The sequence below is a fragment of the Streptomyces sp. NPDC053673 genome (genome assembly GCF_055585225.1).
Genome location: NZ_JBVJKN010000053.1, coordinates 1 through 25,961, shown reverse-complemented (window position 1 = coordinate 25,961; position 25,961 = coordinate 1). Strand labels below are relative to the sequence as shown.

24 protein-coding genes and 1 pseudogene are annotated in these 25,961 nt (G+C 68.1%); 15 read left to right on the top strand and 10 right to left on the bottom strand.

Annotated features, from left to right (window positions below; translation table 11 throughout):
- Window positions 1–7: 7 nt before the first annotated feature.
- The 5 genes from kdpB to ACZ6ZQ_RS36605 form a co-directional block, all read right to left on the bottom strand.
- A complete protein-coding gene (kdpB, locus tag ACZ6ZQ_RS36625; RefSeq protein ID WP_469772855.1) occupies window positions 8–2,152 on the bottom strand; it encodes a potassium-transporting ATPase subunit KdpB in 2,145 nt (714 codons plus the stop codon).
- Window positions 2,149–3,813 (bottom strand): potassium-transporting ATPase subunit KdpA, encoded by a 1,665-nt coding sequence (kdpA, locus tag ACZ6ZQ_RS36620; protein WP_469772854.1) that lies wholly within the window; start codon window positions 3,811–3,813, stop codon window positions 2,149–2,151. Before kdpA ends, kdpB begins: the two co-directional genes overlap by 4 nt.
- Window positions 3,814–3,821: 8 nt before the next feature.
- Window positions 3,822–3,911: a K(+)-transporting ATPase subunit F gene (gene kdpF / locus ACZ6ZQ_RS36615; RefSeq protein ID WP_469772853.1), complete on the bottom strand. Its 90-nt coding sequence runs from the start codon at window positions 3,909–3,911 to the stop codon at window positions 3,822–3,824.
- Between the two features lie 169 nt (window positions 3,912–4,080).
- Window positions 4,081–4,746 carry a hypothetical protein gene (locus tag ACZ6ZQ_RS36610; RefSeq protein ID WP_469772852.1) on the bottom strand — a complete coding sequence of 222 codons (666 nt, stop codon included), beginning with the start codon at window positions 4,744–4,746 and terminating at the stop codon, window positions 4,081–4,083.
- Between the two features lie 685 nt (window positions 4,747–5,431).
- The gene (locus ACZ6ZQ_RS36605) at window positions 5,432–7,321 is read right to left on the bottom strand and encodes an APC family permease (RefSeq protein ID WP_469772851.1); all 1,890 of its coding nucleotides are present in this window, start codon (window positions 7,319–7,321) and stop codon (window positions 5,432–5,434) included.
- A 212-nt stretch (window positions 7,322–7,533) separates the two neighbouring features.
- On the opposite strand from ACZ6ZQ_RS36605, the gene ACZ6ZQ_RS36600 reads away from it, so the two are divergent.
- From ACZ6ZQ_RS36600 to pstB, 6 genes are all read left to right on the top strand, one after another.
- On the top strand, window positions 7,534–8,091 hold the full coding sequence (locus ACZ6ZQ_RS36600; RefSeq protein ID WP_469772850.1) for a hypothetical protein: 558 nt from the start codon (window positions 7,534–7,536) through the stop codon (window positions 8,089–8,091).
- Between the two features lie 331 nt (window positions 8,092–8,422).
- Window positions 8,423–8,692 (top strand): hypothetical protein, encoded by a 270-nt coding sequence (locus ACZ6ZQ_RS36595; RefSeq protein ID WP_469772849.1) that lies wholly within the window; start codon window positions 8,423–8,425, stop codon window positions 8,690–8,692.
- A gap of 378 nt (window positions 8,693–9,070) precedes the next feature.
- Window positions 9,071–10,048, top strand: a complete 978-nt coding sequence (locus tag ACZ6ZQ_RS36590) for a PstS family phosphate ABC transporter substrate-binding protein (RefSeq protein ID WP_469772848.1) — start codon at window positions 9,071–9,073, stop codon at window positions 10,046–10,048.
- Window positions 10,045–10,995, top strand: coding sequence for a phosphate ABC transporter permease subunit PstC (gene pstC, locus ACZ6ZQ_RS36585; protein ID WP_469772847.1), 951 nt, complete (start codon window positions 10,045–10,047; stop codon window positions 10,993–10,995). The genes ACZ6ZQ_RS36590 and pstC overlap by 4 nt, the downstream gene beginning before the upstream one ends.
- Window positions 10,992–11,894 (top strand): phosphate ABC transporter permease PstA, encoded by a 903-nt coding sequence (gene pstA, locus ACZ6ZQ_RS36580; RefSeq protein ID WP_469772846.1) that lies wholly within the window; start codon window positions 10,992–10,994, stop codon window positions 11,892–11,894. The genes pstC and pstA overlap by 4 nt, the downstream gene beginning before the upstream one ends.
- A gap of 62 nt (window positions 11,895–11,956) precedes the next feature.
- A complete protein-coding gene (gene pstB, locus ACZ6ZQ_RS36575) occupies window positions 11,957–12,808 on the top strand; it encodes a phosphate ABC transporter ATP-binding protein PstB (RefSeq protein WP_469772845.1) in 852 nt (283 codons plus the stop codon).
- Between the two features lie 205 nt (window positions 12,809–13,013).
- Here pstB and ACZ6ZQ_RS36570 read toward each other — a convergent pair whose 3' ends face one another.
- Window positions 13,014–13,646, bottom strand: a complete 633-nt coding sequence (locus ACZ6ZQ_RS36570; protein WP_469772844.1) for an arsenate-mycothiol transferase ArsC — start codon at window positions 13,644–13,646, stop codon at window positions 13,014–13,016.
- A gap of 164 nt (window positions 13,647–13,810) precedes the next feature.
- Here ACZ6ZQ_RS36570 and ACZ6ZQ_RS36565 point away from each other — a divergent pair, with 164 nt between their 5' ends.
- Window positions 13,811–14,179: an ArsR/SmtB family transcription factor gene (locus tag ACZ6ZQ_RS36565; RefSeq protein WP_469772843.1), complete on the top strand. Its 369-nt coding sequence runs from the start codon at window positions 13,811–13,813 to the stop codon at window positions 14,177–14,179.
- A gap of 80 nt (window positions 14,180–14,259) precedes the next feature.
- On the opposite strand, the gene ACZ6ZQ_RS36560 is transcribed toward ACZ6ZQ_RS36565, so the two are convergent.
- Window positions 14,260–14,673 carry an arsenate reductase ArsC gene (locus ACZ6ZQ_RS36560; RefSeq protein ID WP_469772842.1) on the bottom strand — a complete coding sequence of 138 codons (414 nt, stop codon included), beginning with the start codon at window positions 14,671–14,673 and terminating at the stop codon, window positions 14,260–14,262.
- 117 nt (window positions 14,674–14,790) lie between these two features.
- On the opposite strand from ACZ6ZQ_RS36560, the gene ACZ6ZQ_RS36555 reads away from it, so the two are divergent.
- Genes ACZ6ZQ_RS36555 through ACZ6ZQ_RS36545 form a run of 3 tightly spaced genes read left to right on the top strand, consistent with a single transcriptional unit; the run spans window position 14,791 to window position 17,007 of the window.
- The gene (locus ACZ6ZQ_RS36555; RefSeq protein ID WP_469772841.1) at window positions 14,791–15,105 is read left to right on the top strand and encodes an ArsR/SmtB family transcription factor; all 315 of its coding nucleotides are present in this window, start codon (window positions 14,791–14,793) and stop codon (window positions 15,103–15,105) included.
- A 40-nt stretch (window positions 15,106–15,145) separates the two neighbouring features.
- Window positions 15,146–15,952, top strand: a complete 807-nt coding sequence (locus ACZ6ZQ_RS36550) for an aquaporin (protein WP_469772840.1) — start codon at window positions 15,146–15,148, stop codon at window positions 15,950–15,952.
- On the top strand, window positions 15,949–17,007 hold the full coding sequence (locus tag ACZ6ZQ_RS36545) for an ArsO family NAD(P)H-dependent flavin-containing monooxygenase (RefSeq protein WP_469772839.1): 1,059 nt from the start codon (window positions 15,949–15,951) through the stop codon (window positions 17,005–17,007). The genes ACZ6ZQ_RS36550 and ACZ6ZQ_RS36545 overlap by 4 nt, the downstream gene beginning before the upstream one ends.
- A 47-nt stretch (window positions 17,008–17,054) precedes the next feature.
- On the opposite strand, the gene pstS is transcribed toward ACZ6ZQ_RS36545, so the two are convergent.
- On the bottom strand, window positions 17,055–18,200 hold the full coding sequence (gene pstS / locus ACZ6ZQ_RS36540; RefSeq protein ID WP_469772838.1) for a phosphate ABC transporter substrate-binding protein PstS: 1,146 nt from the start codon (window positions 18,198–18,200) through the stop codon (window positions 17,055–17,057).
- A gap of 265 nt (window positions 18,201–18,465) precedes the next feature.
- Between pstS and ACZ6ZQ_RS36535 the strand changes: the two genes are divergently transcribed.
- On the top strand, window positions 18,466–18,612 hold the full coding sequence (locus ACZ6ZQ_RS36535; protein WP_469772837.1) for a hypothetical protein: 147 nt from the start codon (window positions 18,466–18,468) through the stop codon (window positions 18,610–18,612).
- On the top strand, window positions 18,593–18,886 hold the full coding sequence (locus ACZ6ZQ_RS36530) for a hypothetical protein (RefSeq protein WP_469772836.1): 294 nt from the start codon (window positions 18,593–18,595) through the stop codon (window positions 18,884–18,886). The genes ACZ6ZQ_RS36535 and ACZ6ZQ_RS36530 overlap by 20 nt, the downstream gene beginning before the upstream one ends.
- Window positions 18,887–18,975: 89 nt before the next feature.
- On the opposite strand, the gene ACZ6ZQ_RS36525 is transcribed toward ACZ6ZQ_RS36530, so the two are convergent.
- A complete protein-coding gene (locus ACZ6ZQ_RS36525) occupies window positions 18,976–19,347 on the bottom strand; it encodes an ArsR/SmtB family transcription factor (RefSeq protein WP_469772835.1) in 372 nt (123 codons plus the stop codon).
- Window positions 19,348–20,013: 666 nt separating this feature from the next.
- On the opposite strand from ACZ6ZQ_RS36525, the gene ACZ6ZQ_RS36520 reads away from it, so the two are divergent.
- From ACZ6ZQ_RS36520 to ACZ6ZQ_RS36510, 3 genes and pseudogenes are all read left to right on the top strand, one after another.
- Window positions 20,014–21,387, top strand: coding sequence for an NAD(P)-binding domain-containing protein (locus tag ACZ6ZQ_RS36520; protein WP_469772834.1), 1,374 nt, complete (start codon window positions 20,014–20,016; stop codon window positions 21,385–21,387).
- 40 nt (window positions 21,388–21,427) lie between these two features.
- Window positions 21,428–22,100: pseudogene (locus ACZ6ZQ_RS36515) on the top strand (MFS transporter); the annotation flags it as partial.
- 198 nt (window positions 22,101–22,298) lie between these two features.
- On the top strand, window positions 22,299–22,706 hold the full coding sequence (locus ACZ6ZQ_RS36510) for a CoA-binding protein (RefSeq protein ID WP_469772833.1): 408 nt from the start codon (window positions 22,299–22,301) through the stop codon (window positions 22,704–22,706).
- A gap of 473 nt (window positions 22,707–23,179) precedes the next feature.
- Here ACZ6ZQ_RS36510 and ACZ6ZQ_RS36505 read toward each other — a convergent pair whose 3' ends face one another.
- A complete protein-coding gene (locus ACZ6ZQ_RS36505; protein WP_469772832.1) occupies window positions 23,180–25,567 on the bottom strand; it encodes a virginiamycin B lyase family protein in 2,388 nt (795 codons plus the stop codon).
- Between the last annotated feature and the right edge of the window lie 394 nt (window positions 25,568–25,961).

Genomic DNA, 25,961 nt, shown 5'->3' with positions numbered 1-25,961 from the left:
GGTGTCGTCACCCGATGCCAGGGATGAGGGAGATGAGCAGGTCGATGATCTTGATGCCGATGAACGGGGCGATCAGGCCGCCGAGGCCGTAGATCCCGAGGTTGCGGCGGAGCATCTTGTCGGCGCTGGTCGGCCGGTACTGCACGCCCTTCAGGGCGAGCGGCACCAGCGCGATGATGATCAGCGCATTGAAGATGACGGCCGACAGGATCGCCGACTCCGGCGAGGACAGGTTCATGATGTTGAGCTTGTCCAGGCCCGGGTAGACCACCGCGAACATCGCCGGGATGATGGCGAAGTACTTCGCCACGTCGTTGGCGATCGAGAAGGTCGTCAACGCTCCCCGGGTGATGAGGAGTTGCTTGCCGATCTCGACGATCTCGATGAGCTTGGTCGGGTTGGAGTCGAGGTCCACCATGTTCCCGGCCTCCTTGGCGGCCGAGGTACCGGTGTTCATCGCCACACCGACGTCCGCCTGAGCGAGGGCCGGGGCGTCGTTCGTCCCGTCACCCGTCATCGCGACGAGCTTGCCACCGGCCTGCTCCCGCTTGATCAGCGCCATCTTGTCCTCGGGGGTGGCCTCCGCGAGGAAGTCGTCCACGCCCGCCTCTTCGGCGATCGCCTTGGCGGTCAGCGGGTTGTCACCCGTGATCATCACGGTCTTGATGCCCATGCGGCGCAGCTCGTCGAACCGCTCGCGCATGCCCTCCTTGACGACGTCCTTGAGGTGAATGACACCGAGCACGCGAGCGCCCTTGTCGTCCTCGACAGCGACGAGGAGCGGCGTGCCGCCGGCTTCGGAGATCTTGTTCGCGGTCGTGTCGGCGTCGTCGGCCACCTGGCCGCCGCGCTCCTTGACCCAGGCGAGCACCGAGCCGGTCGCACCCTTGCGGACCTTGCGGGCCTCGCCGTTCTCGGAGAGGTCCACTCCGCTCATGCGGGTCTGGGCGGTGAACGGCACCCAGGTGGCGTGCTCCAGCTCGCCCTGGTGGCGCTCGCGCAGCCCGTACTTCTCCTTCGCCAGGACGACGATGGAACGACCCTCGGGCGTCTCGTCGGCGAGCGAGGAGAGCTGCGCGGCGTCCGCGAGCTCGGCCGCGGTCACGCCCTTGACCGGGACGAACTCGGCAGCCTGACGGTTGCCGAGGGTGATCGTGCCGGTCTTGTCGAGCAGCAGTGTGGAGACGTCACCGGCGGCCTCGACCGCGCGGCCGGACATCGCCAGCACATTGCGCTGCACGAGGCGGTCCATGCCCGCGATACCGATCGCGGAGAGCAGCGCGCCGATCGTCGTCGGGATCAGGCAGACCAGCAGCGCGGTCAGCACGATCATCGTCTGCTCGGCTTGCGCGTAGATCGCGAACGGCTGCAGGGTGACGACCGCGAGCAGGAAGACGATAGTGAGGGACGCGAGCAGGATGTTCAGCGCGATCTCGTTGGGCGTCTTCTGCCGGGCTGCGCCCTCGACCAAGTTGATCATCCGGTCGATGAACGTCTCGCCCGGCTTCGTCGTGATCTTGATGACGATCCGGTCGGACAGCACCTTCGTACCGCCCGTGACCGCGGACCGGTCACCGCCGGACTCGCGGATGACCGGAGCCGACTCACCGGTGATGGCCGACTCGTCCACCGAAGCGACACCCTCGACGACGTCACCGTCGCCGGGAATGATGTCGCCGGCCTCACAGACCACCAGGTCCCCGACGCGCAGCTCGGTGCCGGGCACCTGCTCCTCGGTCGTACCGGTCAGGCGGCGCGCAACCGTGTCGGTCTTGGCCTTGCGCAGGGTGTCGGCCTGCGCCTTGCCGCGGCCCTCGGCCACGGCCTCCGCCAGGTTGGCGAAGATCGTGGTCAGCCACAGCCACGCGGCGATCGCCCAGCCGAACCAGTCGCTCGGGTCCTTGAGCGCCAGCACGGTGGTGACAACCGAACCGACCAGGACCACGAACATCACCGGGGACTTGATCATCACCCGCGGGTCGAGCTTGCGGACGGCGTCCGGGAAGGACTTGATCAGCTGCTTGGGGTCGAAGAGCCCCCCGCCGACGCGGCCGGGCTCGGTCTTGTGACCGGTCGGCACGTCGGAGTGCGGCGCCCGGGTCGGGGTGGTGGTGGACATGTCGTCCTCGTGCTTCTTTACGTTCGTGGTCATGACGCCAGCCCTTCGGCGAGCGGGCCCAGCGCGAGGGCCGGGAAGTAGGTCAGACCGGTGATGATCAGGATGGTGCCGACCAGCAGGCCCGTGTAGAGGGGCTTGTCGGTGCGCAGCGTGCCCGCGGTGGCGGGGATGGGCTTCTGCTCGGCGAGCGAGCCCGCCAGCGCCAGCACGAACACCATCGGCAGGAAGCGGCCGAGCAGCATGGCCAGACCGATCGTGGTGTTGAACCACTGGGTGTCGGCGTTGAGACCCGCGAACGCGGAGCCGTTGTTGTTGGCACCCGAGGTGTAGGCGTAGAGGATCTCGGAGAAGCCGTGCGCGCCCGAGTTGGTCATCGAGTCGGCCGGGGTCGGCAGGGCCATCGCCGCGGCGGTGAAGCAGAGCACCAGCGCGGGCGTGATGAGGATGTAGCAGGCCGCGAGCTTGATCTCGCGGGTGCCGATCTTCTTGCCCAGGTACTCGGGCGTACGGCCCACCATCAGGCCCGCAATGAACACCGCGATGATCGCCATGATCAGCATGCCGTAGAGGCCGGAACCGACACCACCGGGAGCGATCTCACCCAGCTGCATGCCCAGCAGGGTGATGCCGCCGCCGAAACCGGTGAAGGACGAGTGGAAGGAGTTCACGGCACCGGTCGAGGTGAGCGTCGTCGCGACCGCCCAGATCGAGGACGTGCTGATGCCGAAGCGGGTCTCCTTGCCCTCCATGGCGCCGCCGGCGACGTCGAAGGCCGGGCCGCCGTGGTGGAACTCGGTCCACATCATCAACGCCGTGAAACCGATCCAGATCGTCGCCATCGTGGCGAGGATCGCGTAGCCCTGCTTCAGGCTGCCGACCATGCGGCCGAAGGTGCGGGTCAGAGCGAACGGGATCAGCAGGATCAGGAAGATCTCGAACAGGTTTGAGATGGCGTTGGGGTTCTCGAAGGGGTGGGCCGAGTTGGCGTTGAAGTAACCACCGCCGTTGGTACCCAGCTCCTTGATCGCCTCCTGCGACGCGACCGCGCCGCCGTTCCACTGCTGCGTGCCACCCATGAACTGGCCGACCTCATGGATCCCGGCGAAGTTCTGGATAGCCCCCAGCGCAACCAGCACGATCGCCGCGATCACGGAGATCGGCAGCAGGATACGGACGGTGCCGCGGACCAGGTCGGCCCAGAAGTTCCCCAGCTCACCGGTACGGGACCGGGCGAAACCGCGCACGAGTGCGACTGCGACCGCGATACCGACAGCTGCGGAGACGAAGTTCTGCACCGCCAGACCGCCGGTCTGCACGACGTGGCCCATGGCCTGCTCGCCGTAGTACGACTGCCAGTTCGTGTTCGACACGAACGACGCGGCCGTGTTGAACGCCTGGTCCGGGTCGATCGAGGAGAAGCCGAGCGAGCCGGGCAGACTGCCCTGCACCCGCTGCAGCAGATACAGGAATAGGACGCTCACCGCCGAGAAGGCCAGGACACCGCGCAGATAGGCGGGCCAGCGCATCTCGGCGTTCGGGTTGGCACCAATCGCCTTGTAGATCCACTTCTCGACACGCAGGTGCTTGTCGGAGGAGTAGACCCGGGCCATGTAGTCGCCGAGCGGACGGTATGCGAGAGCCAGCGCCGCGATCAGCGCCAGCAGCTGGAGCACACCAGCAAGAACGGGGCTCATATTCGTGCTCAGAACCTCTCCGGCTTGACGAGGGCAACGACGAGATAACCCAGCAGAGCGACGGCCACGACCAGGCCGACGATGTTCTCGGCGGTCACAGCTTTGCCACCCCCTTGGCGACGACAGCCACCAGCGCGAACACCGCGATCGTGGTGACGACGAAGGCCACATCGGCCATCGTGAGCTCCTGAAGAGGTTCGGAATTGATTCGGGCCCCTAGAGGAAATCGTCTGTTTCGAGCCAGCGCGATCGTCCTTGATGGGGTCCTTACGGCAGCCGACTCGACTTTGACGACTTTCTTACGGCCGCCTCTTCGGCCTGGGAAGATCCGGGTCCGCCGGCACCGCGGGGCGGCACGCCGCCCTCGTGGCCCCGGCGCTTTCGGGTCACCGGGGGCCGGTGCGCCGACCAGTGGTCCGGTGAGGCTGGACGCCGGTCATCAGGACGTCCAGACCCAGGCGTGTGGTCACCAGAACCACTCGGTCGCCCGCGCGCAGCACCCGACGGTCCGCTCGGCCTTGCGGTCGCCCGCGCGCAGCACCCGACGGTCCGCTCGGCCTTGCGGTCGCCCTCGGCTGCAGCCGAGAGGACACGCAGTTCTCGGCTGGCCGTGTGCCGGGAGTCGTTGTAGAAGCCGAGGGCCTTGTCATAGGGGACAGGCATCCGGCCTTTGCCCGCATTGCCGCTGGACAGGAGGATGTTGGCGGCCTGGGCGTCCAGGTCGTTCAGGGCCAGGTTGAGCCCGGCCGCACTGGTGGTTCGGGGCGCGTGGCGGTCCGCGACGGTGTCCCAGGTTCCCGAGACGGCGAGGCCCGCCGGCACCAGGAGCAGCAGGAAGGCGGCAGCGAGCAGCAGGATGCCGGCGCGTACGAGGCGCAGCCGGCCGGGCGTGGTCCCCCAGCGATCCCGGAGCCGGCCGAGCAGCACCGACATACGTGTCCGGTCCGGCGGCGGACCCCCTCGTGAACGCCGACCGGACCGGACCTCTTGACGTCCGGCCGAGGTGTGTTGCGGCGCGGCGCCGGTCCGGGCCCCCGCCTCCGAACTGGGCGCATTACCGGCCGTGATGGTCACAGCCCCTCCACTTCACACCACGGACAGACGTCCGCTCCCCCGAGGTGATCAGTTTCGGCCGATTCTGATCGCAGACGGCATCCCTTGACGTATCTCTGACGCTCAATCAGCTCGCCTTGATGGATGCTTGACGCTCGGCGGTACACGCTGCCAAAGAGCTGTCAGAGCGCCGTCAATATCAGCCCAACTCGCGTCATTTCATGGGGTTGCGAGGCCTAGGGTCACTTTCGGCCGCTCAAGGCTGCGGATGTCAGTGGCATGACCATCAAGCCGGGTATCCCCGGTCGCGCCTTCGGCTGCGTGAACACGGCGGCACCTCCCCAGCTGCGCCGTGTCCGCACAGAACGTCCTGTCGTCGCCGGGGCCCCGGCGACGACAGGACTCCAGCGGCCGCCCACCTCTCCTTGTCGGCTCGCCCCGTCCCGCCGCACAGGCGGCCGGTGCCGCCTTCGACCGCGTCGTCCCCTGGGAGCGCATGGTCCGGACGGCAGCATCACCGGACAGCCGGCCCTCCCGTCCGGGGCGGGCCGGCTGCACGTGCAGTTCACCTGTCTGCGGGGCGGTGAGGAGTTCCCGTACGAACTGACTCTGCCTCTGTGAGGCGGAAGCGGAGGCGGCAGATCACCGCGTCCGTGTCCCGGCGCACGGCGTGGGCGACGACCGCGCCGCGCTGGTTCTGCAGGATCCGCTGCCACATGTGAACGGGTTCGGCCTCGGGGATGAGGACGGTGATCCGGGTACCGGGGTCCATCGCGGCGGTCCTCTGTACGTGCGCGGCGATCGGCCGGCCGAGTGTACGACGGTCGGAAGGCAGCCGGACCAGCGGGACGCCCGGGTTCCACAGGTCCCAGTCCCGCTCCAGGGCGTCGGTCTGTGCGCGGTCCTCCGGGTCGGAGTGGCACACCGTGACCGCCCGGACCTCGTCGCCGAGGGAGACCGCGGCAGTGAGGGCATCGCGGGTCAGCCGGGTCAGCGAGGAGACCGGGACGATGACCAACGACCGTTCCTGGGAGGGCGGTTCGGGGATGCGTCCGATCCCGAGGCGCTCGCCGATCTTCCCGTACTCACGGTGGACGGCCTCGAAACCGGCCACCAGGAGCGGCAGGGCGACGACGATCAGCCAGGCGCCGTCGTGGAACTTGGTGGCGGTGACGACGACCGCGCTCACACCCGTGAGCACCGCGCCCAGACCGTTGAGCAGTGCTTTGCCCGCCCACCGGGGGCCGCGTACCTGCCGCCAGTGCAGGACCATGCCGGTCTGGGCGATGGTGAAGCCGACGAAGACGCCGATCGCGAAGAGCGGCACGAGGGTGTTGGTGTCGCCGCCGGAGAAGACCAGCAACGCTGCAGAGACGAGGGCCAGGGCGAGCACACCGTGGCGATGGACCTGGCGGTCGGCCTTCAGTCCGAAGACGTGCGGCAGGTAGTTGTCGCGGGCCAGCAGCTTCAGCAGCACGGGCAGTCCGCCGAACGAGGTGTTGGCGGAGAGCGCCAGCAGGACCATGGTCGCGAACTGGACGACGTAGAAAGCCCAGTTGTGGCCGACGGACGCGTCGGCGAGCTGCGCCAGCACGGTGACGCCCTCGACCGGCTGGAGCCCGAAGCGCGAGATCAGCACGGACAGGCCGATCAGCATCACACCGAGCAGCACACCGAGCGCGACCTCCGCGTGCTGGGCGCGGCGAGCGGCCGGGGCGCGGAAGGACGGGACGGCGTTGGCGATGGCCTCGACGCCCGTCAGCGCCGAGCAGCCGGATGCGAAGGCCTTCAGCAGGAGCAGGACACCGACGGTGGTGGCGTTGTCCGCGAGGACGGAAGCGTGCCCGGCGGCTGCCTCGGTGGAGACCGGGGCATCGCGGAACAGGCCGATCACGATCAGGACGAGGATCGCCCCGACGAAGACGACGGTGGGCGCGATGAACGCCTTGGCGGAATCGACGATGCCGCGCAGATTCACGCCCGTGATCAAGGCGAGAACGACCAGGCAGAGCCACAGCCTGTCCTCGTACAGCTCGGGAAAGGCTGACGTCAGCGCCGCTACGCCGGCGGTGACGGCGACGGCGACGTTGAGGACGTAGTCCAGGACCAGGGAGGCCGCGGCCACCAGACTGGTGCGACGGCCCAGGTGCCGCTTGGCGACCGCGTAGCTGCCGCCGCCGTCGGGGAAGGCGGCGATCACCTGCCGGTACGAGGCGACCAGCACCGCCAGCAGCGCGGCGATGGCCAGCGTGACCGGAAGAGTGAAACCGAGGCCGTAGCCGCCGACGGCGGCAAGGACAAGGACGATCGCCTCCGGCCCGTACGCCACCGACGCCATCGCGTCGAGAGAAAGGGCGGCCAGGCCCGTGACGGCTGTGAGCTTGTGCCGCGCGCCGGTATCCGGGGGTTCCTCGGCGCCGGGTGCGGCTTCGGCCTCGGTCGTCAGAACGGACATGAGGGTGATCTCCTTTGGTCCAGGTCCGCTCAGGGTGCGCCGAGATCCGGCCTGTTGTGCCCGGTCCTGGCGCGTTCTTGTCGTGGGATTGGGGCCCCTTCACGCACCTTTAACGCTTGCCGCATCGGACGGCGTCAAGAAACAGCAGGCGCCGCATATGCGATGCGTCAACGTCCATGCCCAGCGGCGAGGAAGTATCTAGCCTCGCCATCATGGGACGACGTATCACCCGATCCACGTCGGAGAGCACCAAAGGCGCAGAACCTTCCGGATCAGCCGCGCGGGACGCCAACTGGGCCGGCGACGCACGGAGCGCGGTCGGCTGCGGCGCGCTCTTCCTCGGCCTGCTCCTGCTCATCGACACGGGCGCAGGCACGCTGACTCCCGTGCGCACCCTGCTGTGGGTCGCCCTCACCATGCTGCTGTTCGTGGTGCTGCTGCCACCCCGGGTGACCGCGGGCAAGGGCTGGCTGGCCTCCCGCGGCCTGCTGGGTGAGCGCAGGGTGCGCACCGACCGCCTGGTGTCGGCACGCTGGAAGGACGGCGTCGCACAACGGCTGGTGCTGCGCGACGCGGAGGGCGGCCGGGTCGTTCTCGACCCGCAGGTCCTCATCACCAATCCTCCGCTGTGGCGCCTCTTCGACGAGGACGCCCGCGACTGCCTCGCCCGAGGCTCCCTCCTGTGCGGGGCTACCGCGCTGCGACAGCTGTCGGTACGGATCGACCGCGCGACGGCCCAGAGCGTCTTCGAGATCTCCGGCCTCGAGTAAGTGACGTACCCGCGTCCATGAGCGACGTCCGGCACACCACAAGACGCACTCTTGACGACTCCCTGATGCTCAACCGGGATCCGCACGGCTCCGGACGCTGTCATCTTCGGTATCCCCCTCACCTCTCGGGGAAAAGCCGTTGCCGTGGAAGCCGCAGTAGCAGGATTCGTCGTCGTGTGCTGCCCGGGTACCGGCAGAACATGGCCGACCCCCGCGGCCGGCCGCCTGGTTGCGCTGCCGGCCCGTCTGGCGGCGGTCCCGGCCGCCGAGGTGGCTGCACGCTGGCCGGTCCCGGCCAACCTGCTGGCCGGGAGCCTGCTGGGCGGTACGCATGCGCAGCGCCACCCTCTACAAGGTGCTGGCCGTCCTGATGGTGCTCATGGCGGCCGCCCTGGTGGTCACGCACACCACCACCCTGGACACCCTCGCACCGCCACTGTGGGCGCAGGTGCCGGTCGGAGTCGTGGACGGGTTCGGCATCGGAGTGGTCGCGGCGATCATGGGCATGGCGGGGGGCGAGCTGCCGATCCCGACGATCGTGCTGCTGTTCGAAGTGGACATCAAGACCGCGGGAAGCCTCTCCCTGCTGGTGTCACTGTGAGCTCGTGCACCGGCGAGTGATCGCCATCAGCGCATACCGCCGCAGCTGATCGGGTGAACGCGAGCCGGTCGGAGCCATGAAAGCTCCTCACGCCATCCGCGGCAACAAGTCGGGAGTCGCGTAGCGCCTCCCGCACGAGGCACGGAACGATACCCCCAATCCGGGCAATTCGGGGTTTTCGCCCGCAGGAATATGGGCGATCATCGGTGAGTGACGCTTTGGCACTCCCGCCCGTACGCAAGCGGGCGAGAGGCGAATACGAATCGGGCACGCCCTCCCGCCGGCAGGTGGACCGCGAGAGGCGCCAGACGCCGCGCAGCCCCACCCCACTTGCAGCGTCCGGCCGGTGCCGCGGCATTCACGAGGATCGAGAGTTACGTGAACATCCCCCTTTCGCTGCGACGGGCCACGGCTCCGGCGGCTCTGACGGCAGGTGTCATGCTCGCTGCGAGTGCGTGCGGCGGCGCCGACGCGGGCTCCGAGGGTGGCGGCGGTGACAAGCTCGCCGGCACGATCAAGGTGGACGGCTCCAGCACAGTGGCTCCCCTGTCCACGGCCGCGGCTCAGCTCTTCCAGCAGCAGAATCCGGGCGTGAAGGTCACGGTGGGCACGTCCGGCACCGGCGGCGGTTTCGAGAAGTTCTGCGCCGGCGAGACGGACATCTCCGATGCCTCGCGGCCGATCAAGGACGAGGAGAAGGCGGCCTGCGAGAAGAAGGGCATCACGTACGAGGAGTTCCGGGTCGCCAACGACGGTCTGTCCGTCGTGGTGAGCAAGGACAACGACTTCGCCGAGTGCCTGACCGTCGACCAGCTGAAGAAGATCTGGGAGCCCGGCTCCAAGGTCAACAACTGGAAGCAGATCGACCCCAAGTTCCCGGACGTCCAGCTGGAGCTGTTCGGCGCGGGCACCGACTCGGGCACGTTCGACTACTTCACCCAGGCCATCAACGGTGAAGAGGGAAAGTCCCGCACCGACTACTCGCCCAGTGAGGACGACAACGTCACCGTCCAGGGCGTCTCCGGCTCCAAGGGCGGCATGGGTTACTTCGGTCTGTCGTACTACGAGGAGAACAAGGACAAGGTGAAGGTCCTGAAGATCGACGGCGGCAACGGCTGCGTCGAGCCCACTCAGGCCACCGTCCAGGACGGCACCTACAAGCCGCTTTCCCGCCCGCTGTTCATCTACCCGAATGCCGTCGCGCTCGACAGGAAGGAAGTCGAGGCGTTCGTCGAGTACTACGTCGCCAACAACGCCGACATCGCCAAGAAGTCCCAGTTCGTGCCGCTGAACGCACAGCAGGAGGCCGAGTTGAAGAAAGACCTCGAGACGCTGCGGGAGCAGCACAAGTCATGACCTCCCCGGACATCGGGCGGCGGGCCGCTTCGGGAAGCCCCGGCTTCCTGAAGCAGTCCCAGCCGCGCTATGGCGAAAGGGCCATCAGGGTTCTTCTGGTGGCCGCCTCCCTGGTTTCGGTACTGACCACGATCGGCATCGTCATTGCCCTGATCCCGCCCGCGGCTGAGTTCTTCGGCAAGGTGAACTTCGGCGACTTCATCACCGGCACCAACTGGGCCCCGCTGTTCAGACCGCCGCACTTCGGCGTCCTCCCCCTGGTGACCGCCACACTGATGGTCACCCTCATCGCCCTCCTCGTGGCCGTCCCGCTCGGGCTCGGCGCCGCGATCTACCTGAGCGAGTACGCGAGCCGCCGGGTACGCGGCGTCTTCAAGCCGATACTCGAAGTCCTCGCCGGCATCCCGACGGTGGTCTACGGCTTCTTCGCGCTCAAGGCGATCACGCCACTGCTGCAGGACTTCTGGCCGACCGGTGACCCCCCACAGGTCTTCAACGCGCTTTCGGCGGGATTCGTCATGGGCATCATGATCATCCCCACGATCGCCTCACTCGCTGAGGACTCCATGAACGCCGTGCCCCACTCCCTGCGCGACGGTGCGTTCGCGCTCGGATCCTCACGCATGCAGGTCTCCACCAGGGTGGTCTTCCCGGCCGCGCTGTCCGGCATCGTCGCAGCGGTCGTGCTCGGCATCTCCCGGGCGATCGGCGAGACCTTGATCGTCGCCATCGCCGCCGGCGGACGCCCGAACCTCTCCTTCAATCCACTCGAAGGCATGCAGACCATGACCGCATTCATCGCAGCGGCCGGCATCGGCGACCTGCCCACCGGCTCCACCGGCTACCAGACGATCTTCGCCGTGGGCCTGCTGCTGTTCGCCATCACGCTCGTGATGAACCTGATCAGCATCCGCCTGGTGCGCAAGTACCGCGAGGTGTACGAATGAGCTCCCACACCGCCACCACGACGGACGTGCCGGACGTCCCGCGCCTCCAGGGACGCGGTCTGCCGCTGCGGGAGAGGTTCTTCCAGCTCAGCCTGTGGGCCTCGCTGGCCATTGGTGTCGTCTTCCTCGTCGGCCTGCTCACCTACGTCGTCGTCGAGGGCTGGCCCCGGCTGAATTCGAAGCTGTGGACCAACTTCCCCGACATCATCGACCCCTCGAACGCCGGCGCCCAGTCGGCGATCACGGGCACGATCTGGGTCATCAGCTTCACCGCGATCTACTGCCTGCCCACCGGCGTTCTCACCGCGATCTACCTGGAGGAGTACGCCGATCCGCACCAGTGGTGGAACCGCGCCATCGAGATCAACATCCAGAACCTCGCGGCGGTCCCCTCGATCGTCTACGGCATCCTCGGCCTGGGCGTGATCTCCCGCGGCCTCGGTTTCGGCCAGACCGTGCTGACCGCGTCCCTGACGCTTTCGCTGCTCGTCCTGCCCATCGTGATCATCTCCTCCAGGGAGGCGATCCGTGCCGTGCCGCAGTCCATCCGGCAGGCATCCCTCGCCCTCGGCGCCACCCAGTGGCAGACCATCTGGCGTCAGGTCCTGCCCGCCGCCGTGCCCGGCATGGCGACCGGGTCGATCCTCGCGCTGTCCCGAGCCATCGGTGAGGCCGCACCGCTCCTCCTGCTCGGCGGACTGACGTTCATCACGTTCAACCCGACCGGAGTGCAGAGCCAGTTCACCGTCCTGCCGATCCAGATCTTCAACTGGATCAGCCAGTCCCGCGCCGGGTTCACCGCGCTGGCATCCGCAGCGATCGTCATCCTGCTGGTGATCCTGCTGGTCATGAACTCGCTCGCGATCTGGCTGCGCAACCACTTCGCCCGCCGGTGGTGAGCGCCGTTTCCCCGACACCCGACCGCACCGAACCGACTGCCCACTCCGAGCAGGAGAGTCCCATGACCCCTCCCTCCGATCTCTCCGGCGGCACCCGGCCCCCCGATGTCGCCCACCGCGCGACGCCGCCGCCGCTTGCGAGTCCGGTCTTCGAAGTCGGCAGCCTGTCTGTTTTCTACGGCGACCACGAGGCTGTACGCGACGTCAACATGGACATCGGGCACCGTCGGATCACCGCGCTGATCGGCCCCTCGGGCTGCGGGAAGTCCACCGTCCTGCGCTGCTTCAACCGGATGAACGATCTCGTTCCGGGTGCCCGAGTGGTCGGCAAGGTCCGCTACCACAACGAGGACCTCTACGGACGCGAGGTCGATCCCATCGAGGTCCGCCGACGCATCGGCATGGTCTTCCAGAAGCCCAACCCGTTTCCGAAGTCCATCTACGACAACATCGCCTACGGCCCCCGTGTCGGCGGCTTCAAGGGCAACCTCGACGACCTCGTCGAAGAGACCCTGACCCACGCCGCTCTGTGGGACGAGGTCAAGGACAAGCTCAAGACCTCCGCCCTGGCCCTCTCCGGAGGCCAGCAGCAGCGCCTGTGCATCGCGCGCACCATCGCGGTCAAGCCCGAAGTGATCCTCATGGACGAGCCCTGCTCCTCGCTCGACCCGATCGCCACCGCCAAGATCGAGGACCTCATGGAGCACCTGGCCCAGGAGTTCACGATCATCGTCGTCACCCACAACATGCAGCAGGCCGCCCGGGTCTCCGAGCGCACCGCCTTCTTCTCGGCCGATGTCGACGCCAAGGGGGTACGGCATGGGCGTCTCGTCGAGTACGACGAGACAGGCAACCTCTTCAGCAACCCCTCCGACCAGCGGACCGAGGACTACATCTCCGGCCGGTTCGGCTGAGACCGCGTCCGATGTCCGCCCCTTTACGCATCACGTGAAGGAGTACAACGGGTGACCGGTGACCCAAGAGGCACATCAGCGGCCGGTGACTGCGCAGCAGCGCAGCGGCGGAGGCCCAGAAGGACGGCGCGGCTGGCGCCCGCGGAAGTGTCCGGTCAGGAGACAGGTCACGCAGCGGCCGGCCGGGCCTCGGTCAGCTCGTCCATCAGGGCACCGACCGGGCCTCCAAAGCATCGCGTACCTGTCGCGCGCTCTCCAGGTCCAGGCCCGACAGGTCGGGCAGATCCCAGTTCAGGTAGCGGCGGCCGGGCAGTACCGGGCAGGCATCGCCGCAGCCAAGGGTGATGACCACGTCGGCGGCGGCAACGACCTCGCTGGTGATGGGCTTGGGAAACTCATCGCCCACGCTGAGCTCCTGCTCACTCAGCAGTGTGCGAACGACTGGAGAGATGTCCGCCCCGGGTTCGGATCCCGCGCTGTGGACCGACACCGCGACGCCCCCGCGCCGCCGCAGAAGAGCTGCCGCCAGTTGGGATCGTCCGGCGTTCTCCGTGCACACGAAGAGGACTTCCGGCACGGGCTTCGATGTCAGGCCCGATGCTTTGGCGAGGGCGCCCAGGCGCTGGTCGGCGAAGCGTTCGATCAGTACCGGCAGGTGCTTGCCGATGCGGGCCCGGCACGCCAGCAGCAGCGCGCAGTCGTCCACGTAGCTCTCCACGGTCTGCCGGGAGAACGTACGGCCGTATCGAGCCCACAGACGCCGAGTGATGCGGTCAATCACCGCGTGGGCATCATGCAGGGCAGGCATGGCTGGACCGAGCGGACCCAGATCATCCATGGCTCGCTCCTTCCAGGGTCAGGAAGCACCCACCTCTACCTCGAACTATAGGTAGTTATCTATGCAATGCCCAGGCGGACAGGGAAAGTGAACCCTTGATGAACAACGGATCGAATGCGCCTTCGATCCCCGGGCGGTCCTGGCGCCGCGCTTATGGTGAATAGATGGCTGTCACTACGTACGGCGGGGTCGAGACCGCGGTGGAGAAGGCGGAGACCTGTGGTCCGGGTCTGTCCTGCCTGCTCATCGACCGCACGGAGGCCGAGCGGCTCGCCGTCATGCTGAAGGCCATCGCAGACCCGACCCGGCTCCAACTGCTGAGACTCATAGAGCGCGCCCCCGGCGGCGAGGCATGCGTCTGCGACCTGACCGAGTGCCTCGGCCTGCGCCAGCCGACCGTCAGCCATCACCTGAAACTCATGACGGAGGCCGGCCTGCTGGACCGCGAGCGCCGCGGCACATGGGTCTGGTACTCCGTGAACGTGGAGGGACTGCGCCGGGTGCGGGACATCCTCGACCCCTCGACGGTCTGACGTTCTTTCACCAGGCGTTCATCCGCCGGCGACCGGCGCTTGCCACGCCTGCTCGCCGGCTCATGGCGTGGATGCGCTGTTTACGCGGTCCTCTCCGGGGCGAGCTCCTCGATCAGGCCCTCGACGAGCTTCTTGATCTCGTCGCGGATCGGACGCACCGCCTCGACACCCTGGCCCGCCGGGTCCTCCAGCTGCCAGTCCAGGTACCGCTTGCCGGGGAAGACCGGGCAGGTGTCGCCGCAGCCCATGGTGATGCAGACGTCGGACTTCTTGACCGCGTCCACGGTCAGGATCTTGGGGGTCTCGGCGGAGATGTCGATGCCGACCTCGCGCATGACCTCGACCGCAGCCGGGTTGACCTGGTCGGCAGGAGCGGAGCCCGCAGAGCGGACCTCGATGCGGTCACCCGCCAGGTGGCTCAGCCACCCGGCGGCCATCTGGGAGCGGCCGGCGTTGTGGACGCAGACGAACAGGACGGAGGGCTTCTCGGCCATGGAGGTCTCTCTCTTGTCTCGCGAACGGTGTCGCGCCACGTCACGCGGGGAACATCAGGCACCGATGACATCAGCACCTGGTGGCGTCAGCGGCCACTGATGTGAAAGTATCACTCCATGATGACGTCAGTCGACACTGATCTGATTCGGGTTCTGGCCGACCCGCTCAGGCTTCAGATCGTGACCCTCCTCGCCAGGGAGACGCTCTGCACGACGCATCTGGTCGAGGAGACCGGTGCGCGGCAGACGAACCTCTCCAACCACCTGAAGGTGCTGCGCGAAGCGGGCGTGGTCGAGACCGAGCCATGCGGGCGGTTCACGTACTACCGGCTGAAGCCCGATGTCATCGACTCGCTCGCCGGCCAGTTCGCCGATCTCGCGAAGACTGCGCGCGCCACCGCCGCAGCGAACCTCAAGCGGTCCTGCCCCTGATCACCGCGCACCGCGCGACTGCACGCATCGAGGAGTCCTGTTGAGCGCCACCGAGGCCGCTTCTCCCCAGACGACTGTCGAGACCACGGCGGATTCGCCCATAGCCGGCACGGAAGTGCAGCCGACGCCGGGCGCCACTGCGCCCCGAACCCCACTCGTGGCCCGGGCCGCTGCCGAACTGATCGGTACCGCTGCCCTCGTCGCGGTCGTGGTCGGCTCCGGCATCCAGGCCACCGAGCTGACCCGGGACGTCGGCCTCCAGCTCCTGGCCAACTCGATCGCCACGGTCTTCGGCCTCGGGGTGCTGATCACCCTGCTCGGTCCCGTTTCCGGAGCGCACTTCAACCCCGCCGTCACCCTCGCCGAGTGGTGGACCTCCCGCCGCGGCGGTGCCGGAGTCACCGCCCGCGAGACGGCGGTGTACGTCCCGGCTCAGATCGTCGGTGCGATCGCCGGTGCCGTGCTGGCCGACGCCATGTTCGGCGAGCCCCTGGTGAAGTGGTCCACGCACGAGCGCGCCGCGGGGAACCTGCTGCTGGGTGAGGTGGTTGCCACCGCCGGTCTCATCCTGCTGATCTTCGGCCTGGCCCGCACCGACCGGCTCCGGTTCGCTCCCGTGGCCGTCGCCTCCTACATCGGCGCCGCGTACTGGTTCACCTCGTCCACGTCCTTCGCCAACCCGGCCGTCACCATCGGCCGCGCGTTCACCGACACCTTCGCGGGCATCGCCCCTGCCTCGGTCCCCGGGTTCATCGGCGCCCAACTGGCCGGCGCCGTCGTGGGCCTGGCCCTGGTGGCGCTCATCTTCATGCCCGGCCGAGCCAACGAGGCGCAGCCGGCCGCATGACCCAGCAGACGCAGGTGGTGGTGATCGGCGGCGGCCAGGCCGGGCTCGCCGCCGGTTATCACCTGCGCCGCCTCGGCGTGGACTTCGTCATCCTGGACGCGGACGTCACGCCGGGCGGCGCCTGGCAGCACATGTGGGATTCCCTTCGTCTGTTCTCGCCGGCCGCCTATTCGTCGCTGCCGGGACGGCTCATGCCGCCCCAGGAGGCTCGGACCTACCCGGACGGGCAGCACGTCGTCGCGTACCTCGCCGACTACGAGAAGCAGTACGAGCTGCCCGTACGAAACGGCGTACGCGTGGAGGCAGTCCACCGCGACGGCAGGCTTCTGCACATCGAGGCCGACACCGAAGAATGGCGCGCCCGCGCTGTCATCAGCGCGACCGGCACCTGGTCACGCCCCTTCCTGCCCGCTGTTCCCGGTCGCTCTGCCTTCGAAGGAACCCAGCTCCACACGGTCGAGTACCGCAGTCCGCAGGATTTCGCCGGGCAGCGCGTGATCGTGGTCGGCGGCGGCAACTCGGGCGCTCAGATCGCCGCGGATCTCGCCCCGCACACCGCACTGACCTGGGCCACCCAGCGCCCGCCGCGCTTCCTGCCCGATGACGTCGACGGCCGGGTGCTCTTCGACGTGGCCACCGCACGCCGCCGCGCCCTGGACGCCGGCCGTGCCGACACCGGCGGGGTCGCCTCCCTCGGCGACATCGTGGCCGTGGAGACGGTGCGTGCGACGCGTGAGGCAGGACTTCTCGGGGCGTCACCGATGTTCACCCGGCTCACCCTGCGCGGCGTCGAATGGGCGGACGGAGCCTGCGAGGACGTGGACGCCGTCGTCTGGTGCACCGGCTTCCGCCCTGCCCTGTCGCACCTCGCCCCGCTCGGTCTGCGCGGGGTACGCGGCCGCATCCCCACCAGCGGCACACGGGCCATACCTGAACCCCGCCTGCATCTGCTCGGCTACGGCGACTGGACGGGTCCCGCGTCGGCGACCTTGATCGGCGTCGGCCGCCCCGCACGCGACGCCGCCCGGGAGATCTCCGAACTTCTGCGGGACTGACGGAGCCCGGCCCGTCACGGCGCCCGGCGCCAAGGTTGAAGACGCCGTCAGGACAGCGTGCCCACGACCTGTCGCACCCGAGCAGCGACGTTCTCGGGCAGCGGCGCGTAGTGAATGCCGGGGAGGATCTTCTGCCCTTCCTCGCTGGCCGTGTAGGTGAGGAAGGACTTCAGCGCGGGAAGTGTCGCGCGCTGGTTCCCCCTGTCACAGACGATCTCGTAGGTGACCAGGACGATCGGATAGGCGCCTTCGGCGTTCGTGGCGTAGTCGAGCTTCAGAGACAGGTCCTTGCCCTTGCCGACCACTTCGGCGCCGGCGATACCAGCCGAAGCGGTGTCCGGGCTGGCCTCGACCGGTCTGGATGCTCCGGTGTCGATCTTGACGGTAGGGATCTTCAGGTTCTCGGCGAAGGAGAGCTCGAAGTAGCCGATCGCCCCCTCGGTGGCACGCACATTGCCCGCTACCCCGCTGGAGCCGGACTCGGAATGGCCGCCCTTGCCCTGCCACGCCTTCTCCTTCGGATATGGCCAGTCCTCAGGGGCAGCGCTGGAAAGATAGGCGTTGAGGTTCTGAGTGGTACCGGAGTCATCGGACCGGTGGACCGCCTGAATCGTCCGGTCGGGCAGCTCGACCCCCGGGTTCAGCCTGCGGATCGCCGGATCGTCCCAGTTGGTGATCTCGGAATCGAAGATCCTCGCGAGCGTCTGGGCGTCGAGCACGAGATTGTCGACACCCATGAGGTTGTAGCCGAGGGCTACGGGGCCGCCGACCATCGGCAGGTCGATCGCCCGGCCCCCAGGGCAGGCAGCCTTCGACCGCTCGACGTCCGCAGGCTTCAGCGCGCCGTCGGTACCGCCGAAAACCGTGGCCTGCCGCATGAACTGGGCCACTCCGGCGCCGGAACCGAGGGGGTTGTAGGCGATCTGCACCGACGGGCACGCCCGCTGGTATTCCTTGATCCAGTGCTCCACCGCATTGCTCTGTGCCGTCGACCCGGAACCAGCCACCTTCCCCTCTTCGGCACAGTCGATCCGGGCCGGAGGCGGGGCCGGCAGCGCACGGTCATCGCTTCCGCCGGAATCGCCGACCTGATTGACGCCGATGAACACGGCGCCTGTCACGGCACACGCGGCCGCGGCGACAGCGGCTGCGACCGGCAGGAAACGTCTGCGGCTCTTACCTCGATGCTGCACCTTGCACTCCCCAGTCCTCGGTGGCGCGCGACCTGGTGCCGGGCACCGGCCCGAGAGGCACGCCGACGCCTCGCCAGGTGCATAGATGGTCACCGATATTTGAGCGGGGAGGGCGAAGCCGGAGCGAACAGTGAGTGTCGCATCGCTGGCCTCGCAGTGGCGCGACGCTGTTCGGGTTCACGGGGGGACCCTTTGGCCGAGGCTCTGATGCGTCGGCGGTTGGCGCCCGTCCCGGCAGAAGATCGAGGAGATCGACGCGAAGATCGTGGATCTGACCGTCATCCGCGGGTCGCTCACCGCGGCTCTCGACGCAGGTTGCGACGACCTGACCGTGTGCGCCGCCAGCCCTGCCTGTCCGTTGCCGTTCGCCGACCTCGCCGAGGAAGACCGCCATGACCAACCGTGCTGCTGAACACCACCGGACCGGAGAGGCGCCCGGCATTCTGGGCAGCCTGGCCGGGATCGCCTGCCTGGCGTGCTGCCTGCTGCCCGCCCTGATCGCGGCAGGTGTTCTCGGCGGCGGGGCCGCCGCTGTGGTCGGCTGGCTGCCCGCTCTCGCTGTCGCCCTGGCCGTCGCCGCCGCAGGAGCGTGGCGGCTCGGCAGGCGCCGCGCGCGGGCCGGCTGTTCCTGCACCTCAGGAGGCGGTCGCACCGGCTGCGGATGCGGCAGCAAGCGAACCCGGTGACGGCCGGGCGCCGGTGACCTGCATGGAGCCGCGCCCATGACCGTCGCGCGTTCCGTTGCCGCCCGGGGGTGGCACCATCAATGCCGAGATCAGGCGGTCGCGCTTGCGGTGGTGAGGAGCTTTCCCATCGCGGCGAGTACGGAGGGCTCGACGCGGTAGTACACCCAGGTTCCGCGCCGCTCGGAGGTCAGCAGGCCGGCCTCTCTGAGCTTCTTCAGGTGGTGGGAGACCGTGGGTTGGGAGACGCCGACGTCGGAAATGTCGCATACGCAGGCCTCGCCGCCCTCGTGGGAGGCGACAGCGGAGAACAGGCGCAGCCGCACCGGGTCGCCGAGCGCCTTGAACATCTTCGCAGCCTTCTCTGCTTCCTCGGCGTTCATGGGGCGCTCGGTCAGCGGCGGGCAGCACGGCGCCACGGACTCGGCGGGTTCCAGGAACGGCAGCACCTTCGTGTTCGACATGCGTCTATGTTGACATATGTCGAACCAATGCGGCCAGGGCCGTTTCTCGTCTCACCGGCGTGCCGACTCGACGGCCAGGCGTCGAGCGGCTCGCGCTGCGTCGCGGCCGACGCCCCGCAGCGAGTCGGAGGACAGTGCGCGCTGCCACCCCAGCCCCACGAACGCCAGGCCAAGGTGGGTAGTGGAGCCACCGCCGCGGCGCTGGGGGCGTCCCCCGCCGCCCAAGGCGCCCAGACCGGCGAGGCAGGGGAGGTCGGGGCGGTAACCGGTGGCGAGCACGACCGCGCGTCGGCTGGGTGGGTGGCATACCCAGCTTCGACGAACGTCTATGTTGACGTTCATCGAATCAGGTGCCATGCTGATCAGGCAAGCATCGACAAACATCGAAACAACTTGGGAGTCGACATGAACAAGCCCGCCGCCCACGCCGCCGGGACAAGCGACAACCCTGCCGAGGCCACGGCGCCCTGTTGCGGACCGGCCCCGTCGCAAGCCTCTACGGCAGCACCACCGGCGTCCCCCTGCTGTGGCACCAGCGAGGCCGCGGAGGAGGCCGGGTCCTGCTGCGACCCAACGGCCAAGCGAGAGGCCGTCACCACCGGTACCGGCTGCTGCTGACACCGCCCCCGCAACAAACTGCATCCGAACCAAGACCGGAGAGACGTGATGAGTGAGACCAGCGCAACCGAGCTGCCCGTCGTCGTGATCGGGGCCGGACCCGCCGGCCTGGCAGCCGCCGCCCACCTGCTCGACCGCGGCATCGAGCCCCTGGTTCTGGAGACCGGTGCTGCCGCGGGCGCCGCGGTGCGCGAGTGGTCGCACGTGCAGCTGTTCTCCACCTGGGGCGAGCTCACCGATCCGGCGGCGGAGAAGCTGCTGGCCTCGACCGGCTGGGTGAAGCCGGACGCCGCCACCTATCCGTCCGGCGCCGACTGGGCAGAGCAGTATCTCCAGCCCTTGGCCGATGTCCTCGGCGACAGAGTGCGCTTCGGGGCCACCGTCACCGGTGTCTCCCGCACCGGCCGCGACCGGATCGTCGACGCCGACCGCGATACGCAGCCCTTCGTCGTCCACTTCACCACCTCCGAAGAGGGCGAAGAGCGCCTCTTCGCCCGAGCCGTGATCGACGCCTCCGGCACCTGGACCACACCCAGCCCGGCCGGCGCGAGCGGCCTGCCCGCCCTCGGCGAGCGAACTGCGGCCGACCGCATCACCTACCGCGTGCCCGATCTGAAGGATCCCGCTGTCCGCGCCCGGTACGCGGGCAAGCGCACCGCGGTCATCGGCTCCGGCGCCTCCGCCTTCACCGCCCTCGCCTACCTGGCCGACCTCGCCCAGGCCGACGACGGCACCGGGACACACGCAGCCTGGATCCTTCGTCGGGGTATCAGCGGCTCCACCTTCGGCGGCGGCGAGGCCGACCAGCTTCCCGCCCGCGGCGCCCTCGGCCTTGCGGCAAAGGCCGCCGTCGACAACGGACACGCCGACGCTGTGACCGGCTTCCGCACCGAAGCCATTGACCGCGACGGGGACGGCCGCCTGGTGCTGGTCGGCGAGGACGGCCGCCGCCTCGACCCGGTCGACGAGGTCATCGTGCTCACCGGCTTCCGACCCGACCTGACCTTCCTGTCCGAGCTCCGCCTCGGTCTCGACGAACGCCTCCAGGCACCGATCGAGCTCGCACCGCTCATCGACCCCAACCAGCACTCCTGCGGCACCGTCTACCCCCACGGCCACCGCGAACTGGCCCATCCCGAGCAGGGCGTCTACCTCGTCGGCATGAAATCCTACGGCCGCGCCCCCACGTTCCTGGCCATGACCGGTTACGAGCAGGTCCGCTCCGTCGCCGCCGCCATCGCCGGCGACCTCGAAGCCGCCGACCGCGTCGAACTGACCCTCCCCGAGACCGGGGTCTGCGGCGGAGCCGGCCTCTTCGACGAGCCCGAAGCCGAGCGGACCGACGGCGGTGGCTGCTGCTCCGCACCCGCCACCCTGCAGATCGGCGTCGGTGCACCGGCCGCCGCTTCGGACGGCTGCTGACTCTCGTGACCGAACTCCAAGCCCGCGTGGCCGCGACCGCATCGGGGGACGGTCGCGGCCTCGCGCCGCCCTGCCCGCCCTCTGCGCCGCCCAGATCACCAGCTGGGGCATCGTCTCCTACGCGTTCCCGGTCCTGAACCCGCAGATCACCGCCGCCACGGGTTGGTCCGCCGGGGCGACAACGGCTGCATTCTCCCTGGCACTGGTCGTCTCAGCGCTCGCCGGCGTAGGCGTCGGCCGCGTCCTTGACCACGGTGGCCCGCGGCTCGTCATGACCGCCGGATCGGTGCTCGGGACCCTGAGCCTCCTGGTCGTCGCGGCGGCGCCGAACCTGGCTGCCATCTACGCCGGTTGGGCGCCGAACCTGGCTGCCTTCTACGCCGGTTGGGCGCCGGCCGGGATCGCCATGGCCTGCACCTTCTACGAGCCCGCCTTCGCCGCCATCACCCGCTGGTGACCACGTCCGCGCCCTGACCATCGTCACCCTGGCCGGCGGCCTGGCCTCCACCGTCTTCGCACCCTTCACTGCGCTGCTCGCCGACCACCTCTCCTGGCGCGCCACCTACGCCGTGCTGGCCGGGATCCTCGCGTAGTCACCGTGCCCGCCCACGCCTTCGCGCTGAAGGCTCCCTGGCCGCATCCGCATACCGTCGCCCGCGCACGCAGACGACAGGGACACCGGGCAGATCACACGCAGCCGACCCTTCTGGATGCGACGGCATCGACGTTCATCCCCGGACCACGCTCCAGCAGCTCACCCAGCACCTGAGAAGAGCATGACCAGCCCGCACCTGGACTTCTAGGCCTCTGGCCGGGAGCGGTGGTCTCTTCCCACCACGCCCGTCGGGAATGGCCGACAGTCGTTGGTCGTTCCCTTCTGCGGCGAGCATCCGACCCATGGGAGGCACAGCATGCACAGCGAGGCAGACACAGTCCGCAAGATCCTCAACGAACTCGGCGACACGTGGGCGATCGTCGGTCTCTCCTCGAACGAGCGGCGCGCCGCCTACGGAGTCGCCAAGGTCTTGCAGCGCTATGGCAAGCGGATCGTCCCCGTGCACCCGAAGGCCGAGAAGGTCCACGGGGAGCAGGGCTATCCGTCCCTCAATGCCATTCCCTTCGACGTTGACGTCGTGGACGTTTTCGTGAACAGCGACCTCGCCGGCGCGGTCGCCGATGAAGCCGTGGACAAGGGTGCCGAGGCGGTCTGGTTCCAGCTCGGCGTCATCGATGAAGCCGCGTACCAGCGGACCCGCGCTGCGGGCCTTGAGATGGTCATGGATCGGTGCCCGGCGATTGAACTCAATTCCCTACGTTAGCCGGGCCTTAGGGGTTCACGTGGTCGACGTGCCTGTTCCCCGCGTGCGCCTCTCCCGTTGCGCAACCGTCTGGACTCGCGTAGGTGACGAGAATCCCACGCGCGATGGTGAACCTTATTTTCGCCGGAGTGTGAGTGTGCAGCGGCGCGCGGCTCCGCGGGCCCCCATAACCGTCAGAGGCGCGGGTTCGACGCAGCGAGATCGCACGATGAGGACAGCAGCGCGAAGGTTCCAACGGCGCCCGGCCTGCCGTGGTGCTACACCCGGGCTGTGATGCGTACCCGGAGGGTGCGCCCTGTTCCCTGTGGTCCGCAGGCCGGCACCCGGGCCAACCCGTCTGTGGGATCCCCTGGACCCGTAGATTGGTCGACCGAAGAAGTCCTGCGTAATGCAAATAGGGCCGCCCGCGCCTCTGGCGAAACCCACACCGATGAACCTGTACGAGCAGTGAGCGGAGGAATGGCGTAACCGAATCATCTCGTGCCCACGTCCAGTGTAAAGTAATGTTGAAATTCAGTGCTTTCCGGCGGTCGGGCCTGATGGTAGTAACCCACGCCAGCCTCCTGGGCCGTGCAATTGAGGATGAGATTGCGGTGACCCCAGTTCGAGGCCGCGTCCCTTTGCATCCAGTACTCCACCGCCTTAGCAGGACTGGGAGCAGGCTCGGGCTGCCCCCGGTGGAAGAAGACGTTCTCGTTTCGATAAGAAAGATAACCCGCGAGGTACATGGGCTCGCCCTCCTCCGTTACTAGTTTGCCGTTAGGCCCTCGATGCATGTTCGGGGGGACCACGAGTTGCTCGCGGGGAACGGTAGAAATGTATTCGCTGTGAGCATACGCGATATCCCTCAGCTGTTGGGAAAATTGGAAGGGGTTAGGGCACCCGTCCAGCTTGGCTACTCCATTTGGATCTGGTTCAAGAAGGGGATACAAATGCGGGTTCGCCCGTGCATGGTTGACCAGAGCGAAGAGCTCCAGCTCCGGCGGAGTCGGCGTGGGGCTGCCGGCCGAAGTGATCCGTCCGATCTTGCCGCCGAAATACTCGGTGAACCACAGGTTCCCATCCGGCCCGGCCGCAATGCCGTAGGGCCAGCTGTTCGGGGTGGGCAGGGGGAATTCGGTGACGGCTCCCGCCGGGGTGATATACCCGATCCGGTTACCCATGGACTCGGTGAACCACAGGTTCCCGTCCGGCCCGGCCTCAATGCCATAGGGCCAGCTGTCCGGGGTGGGCAGGGGATATTCGGTGATGGCCCCGGCCGGGGTGATCCGCCCGATCCGATTACCGCTGTTTTCGGTGAACCACAGGTTCCCATCCGGCGTGGCCGTGATGCTGGTCGGCCCGCTTTCCGGGGTGGGCAGGAGGTATTCGGTGACCGCTCCCGCCGGGGTGATACGCCCGATCCGGTTACCAATAGGCTCGGTGAACCACAGGTTCCCGTCCGGCCCGGCCGCAATATCGTACGGGAAGCTGTCCGGGTTGGGCAGGAGATATTCGGTGATGGCCCCGGCCGGGGTGATCCGCCCGATCCGATTACCGTAGAGGAACTCGGTGAACCACAGGTTCCCATCCGGCCCGGCCGCAATAGCGTACGGGAAGCGCTCGTTGCTGGGGAGTTGGAATTCGGTGATGGCCCCGGCCGGGGTGATCTTCCCGATCCGGTTACCGGTGGCCTCGGTGAACCACAGGTTCCCGTCCGGCCCGGCTGTGATCCCGAACGGGTGACTACCCGCGGTGGGCAGGGGGAATTCGGTGACGGCCCCACCCTGGGTGATCCGCCCGATCCGGTTACCCATGTACTCGGTGAACCACAGGTTGCCCTCGGGCACGGCCGCGATCCCAAGCGGGTGGCTGTTCAGGACGGGCAGGGGATATGCGGTGATGGCCCCGGCCGGGGTGATCCGCCCGATCCTGCCGCCGTGCTCGGTGAACCAGAGGTTTCCGTCGGGTCCGGCCGCAATGCCGTAGGGCCCGCTGTCCGGGGTGGGCAGGGGGTATTCGGTGATGGCCCCGGCCGGGGTGATCTTCCCGATCCGATTACCCATGTACTCGGTGAACCAGAGGTTTCTGTCGGGTCCGGCCGCAATGCCGTAGGGCCAGCTGTTCGGGGTGGGCAGGGGGTATTCGGTGATGGCCCCGGCCGGGGTGATCTTCCCGATCTGGTTACCGGTGGCCTCGGTGAACCACAGGTTCCCGTCGGGCCCGGCCACGATGTCCCATGGGAAGCTGCCCGGGGTGGGGACGGGATATTCGGTGATGGCCCCGGCCGGGGTGATCCGCCCGATCTTGCCGCTGTCGTACTCGGTGAACCACAGGTTGCCATCCGGCCCGGCCGCGATCCCGGTTGGCCCACAGTCCGGGGTGGGCAGCGGGTATTCGGTGATGGCCCCGGCCGGGGTGATCCGCCCGATCCTGCCGCTGTCGTACTCGGTGAACCACAGGTTCCCGTCGGGCCCGGCCACGATGTCCCATGGGAAGCTGCCCGGGGTGGGGACGGGATATTCGGTGATGGCCCCGGCCGGGGTGATCCGCCCGATCTTGCCGCTGTCGTACTCGGTGAACCACAGGTTGCCATCCGGCCCGGCCGCGATCCCGGTTGGCCCACAGTCCGGGGTGGGCAGCGGGTATTCGGTGATGGCCCCGGCCGGGGTGATCCGCCCGATCTTGCCGCTGTCGTACTCGGTGAACCACAGGTCGCCACCGGGCCCGGCCGCAATGGCCCAGGGGTAGGTGAAGGTGCCCGGGGTGGGCAGGGGGTATTCGGTGACGACCCCGGGGACGGCTCGGACCGGCACGTCGGCCAGGAGTGGGCTCAGCAGGCGACCTCGACGAAGGTCGCGCGGGGTGAGGGGTGTAGGCACGGCGGAACCTCATCGGCGTCTTATGTGGCTCGATGCTCGGGCTATCCGACCTGTTCGTCCACTTGGGTGGGACCGATCATGAGCAAGGTCTGGGCACTCCTCACCCTTCGCGTTACTCGCAGGTAAAGACTTCTGGGATACGCCAAGTGGACGACTGTGGGGAAAGTGCCCTCGAACCATCCGGACTCCCGTTAGGAGGCCCTAAGAGCCGTATCTCAACCGATCTTGGAACGTGCGGGTCGAACGGGGTCCTGGTCGGGTGTCTTCCGGCTGTACGCGTATGAAAGCAGGGAGTCTCTCTAAGAGGAACTAACAGAAAGAGCTCGTGAGGCCATGTCTCGGCCGCTGCATGTTCGTTGGGCAGTCCATGGGGAAGGGGAACGGCCCACCGTGG

Coding starts and splice junctions, on each gene's coding strand:
- ACZ6ZQ_RS36570 (WP_469772844.1), bottom strand. CDS start 13,646: ATGGATGATCTGGGTCCGCTCGGTCCAGCCATGCCTGCCCTGCATGAT.
- ACZ6ZQ_RS36530 (WP_469772836.1), top strand. CDS start 18,593: ATGACCAACCGTGCTGCTGAACACCACCGGACCGGAGAGGCGCCCGGC.
- ACZ6ZQ_RS36610 (WP_469772852.1), bottom strand. CDS start 4,746: ATGTCGGTGCTGCTCGGCCGGCTCCGGGATCGCTGGGGGACCACGCCC.
- kdpB (WP_469772855.1), bottom strand. CDS start 2,152: ATGACCACGAACGTAAAGAAGCACGAGGACGACATGTCCACCACCACC.
- ACZ6ZQ_RS36510 (WP_469772833.1), top strand. CDS start 22,299: ATGCACAGCGAGGCAGACACAGTCCGCAAGATCCTCAACGAACTCGGC.
- pstB (WP_469772845.1), top strand. CDS start 11,957: ATGACCCCTCCCTCCGATCTCTCCGGCGGCACCCGGCCCCCCGATGTC.
- ACZ6ZQ_RS36545 (WP_469772839.1), top strand. CDS start 15,949: ATGACCCAGCAGACGCAGGTGGTGGTGATCGGCGGCGGCCAGGCCGGG.
- ACZ6ZQ_RS36525 (WP_469772835.1), bottom strand. CDS start 19,347: ATGTCGAACACGAAGGTGCTGCCGTTCCTGGAACCCGCCGAGTCCGTG.
- ACZ6ZQ_RS36565 (WP_469772843.1), top strand. CDS start 13,811: ATGGCTGTCACTACGTACGGCGGGGTCGAGACCGCGGTGGAGAAGGCG.
- ACZ6ZQ_RS36595 (WP_469772849.1), top strand. CDS start 8,423: ATGCGCAGCGCCACCCTCTACAAGGTGCTGGCCGTCCTGATGGTGCTC.
- kdpA (WP_469772854.1), bottom strand. CDS start 3,813: ATGAGCCCCGTTCTTGCTGGTGTGCTCCAGCTGCTGGCGCTGATCGCG.
- pstA (WP_469772846.1), top strand. CDS start 10,992: ATGAGCTCCCACACCGCCACCACGACGGACGTGCCGGACGTCCCGCGC.
- ACZ6ZQ_RS36605 (WP_469772851.1), bottom strand. CDS start 7,321: ATGTCCGTTCTGACGACCGAGGCCGAAGCCGCACCCGGCGCCGAGGAA.
- ACZ6ZQ_RS36560 (WP_469772842.1), bottom strand. CDS start 14,673: ATGGCCGAGAAGCCCTCCGTCCTGTTCGTCTGCGTCCACAACGCCGGC.
- ACZ6ZQ_RS36555 (WP_469772841.1), top strand. CDS start 14,791: ATGATGACGTCAGTCGACACTGATCTGATTCGGGTTCTGGCCGACCCG.
- ACZ6ZQ_RS36600 (WP_469772850.1), top strand. CDS start 7,534: ATGGGACGACGTATCACCCGATCCACGTCGGAGAGCACCAAAGGCGCA.
- pstC (WP_469772847.1), top strand. CDS start 10,045: ATGACCTCCCCGGACATCGGGCGGCGGGCCGCTTCGGGAAGCCCCGGC.
- ACZ6ZQ_RS36520 (WP_469772834.1), top strand. CDS start 20,014: ATGAGTGAGACCAGCGCAACCGAGCTGCCCGTCGTCGTGATCGGGGCC.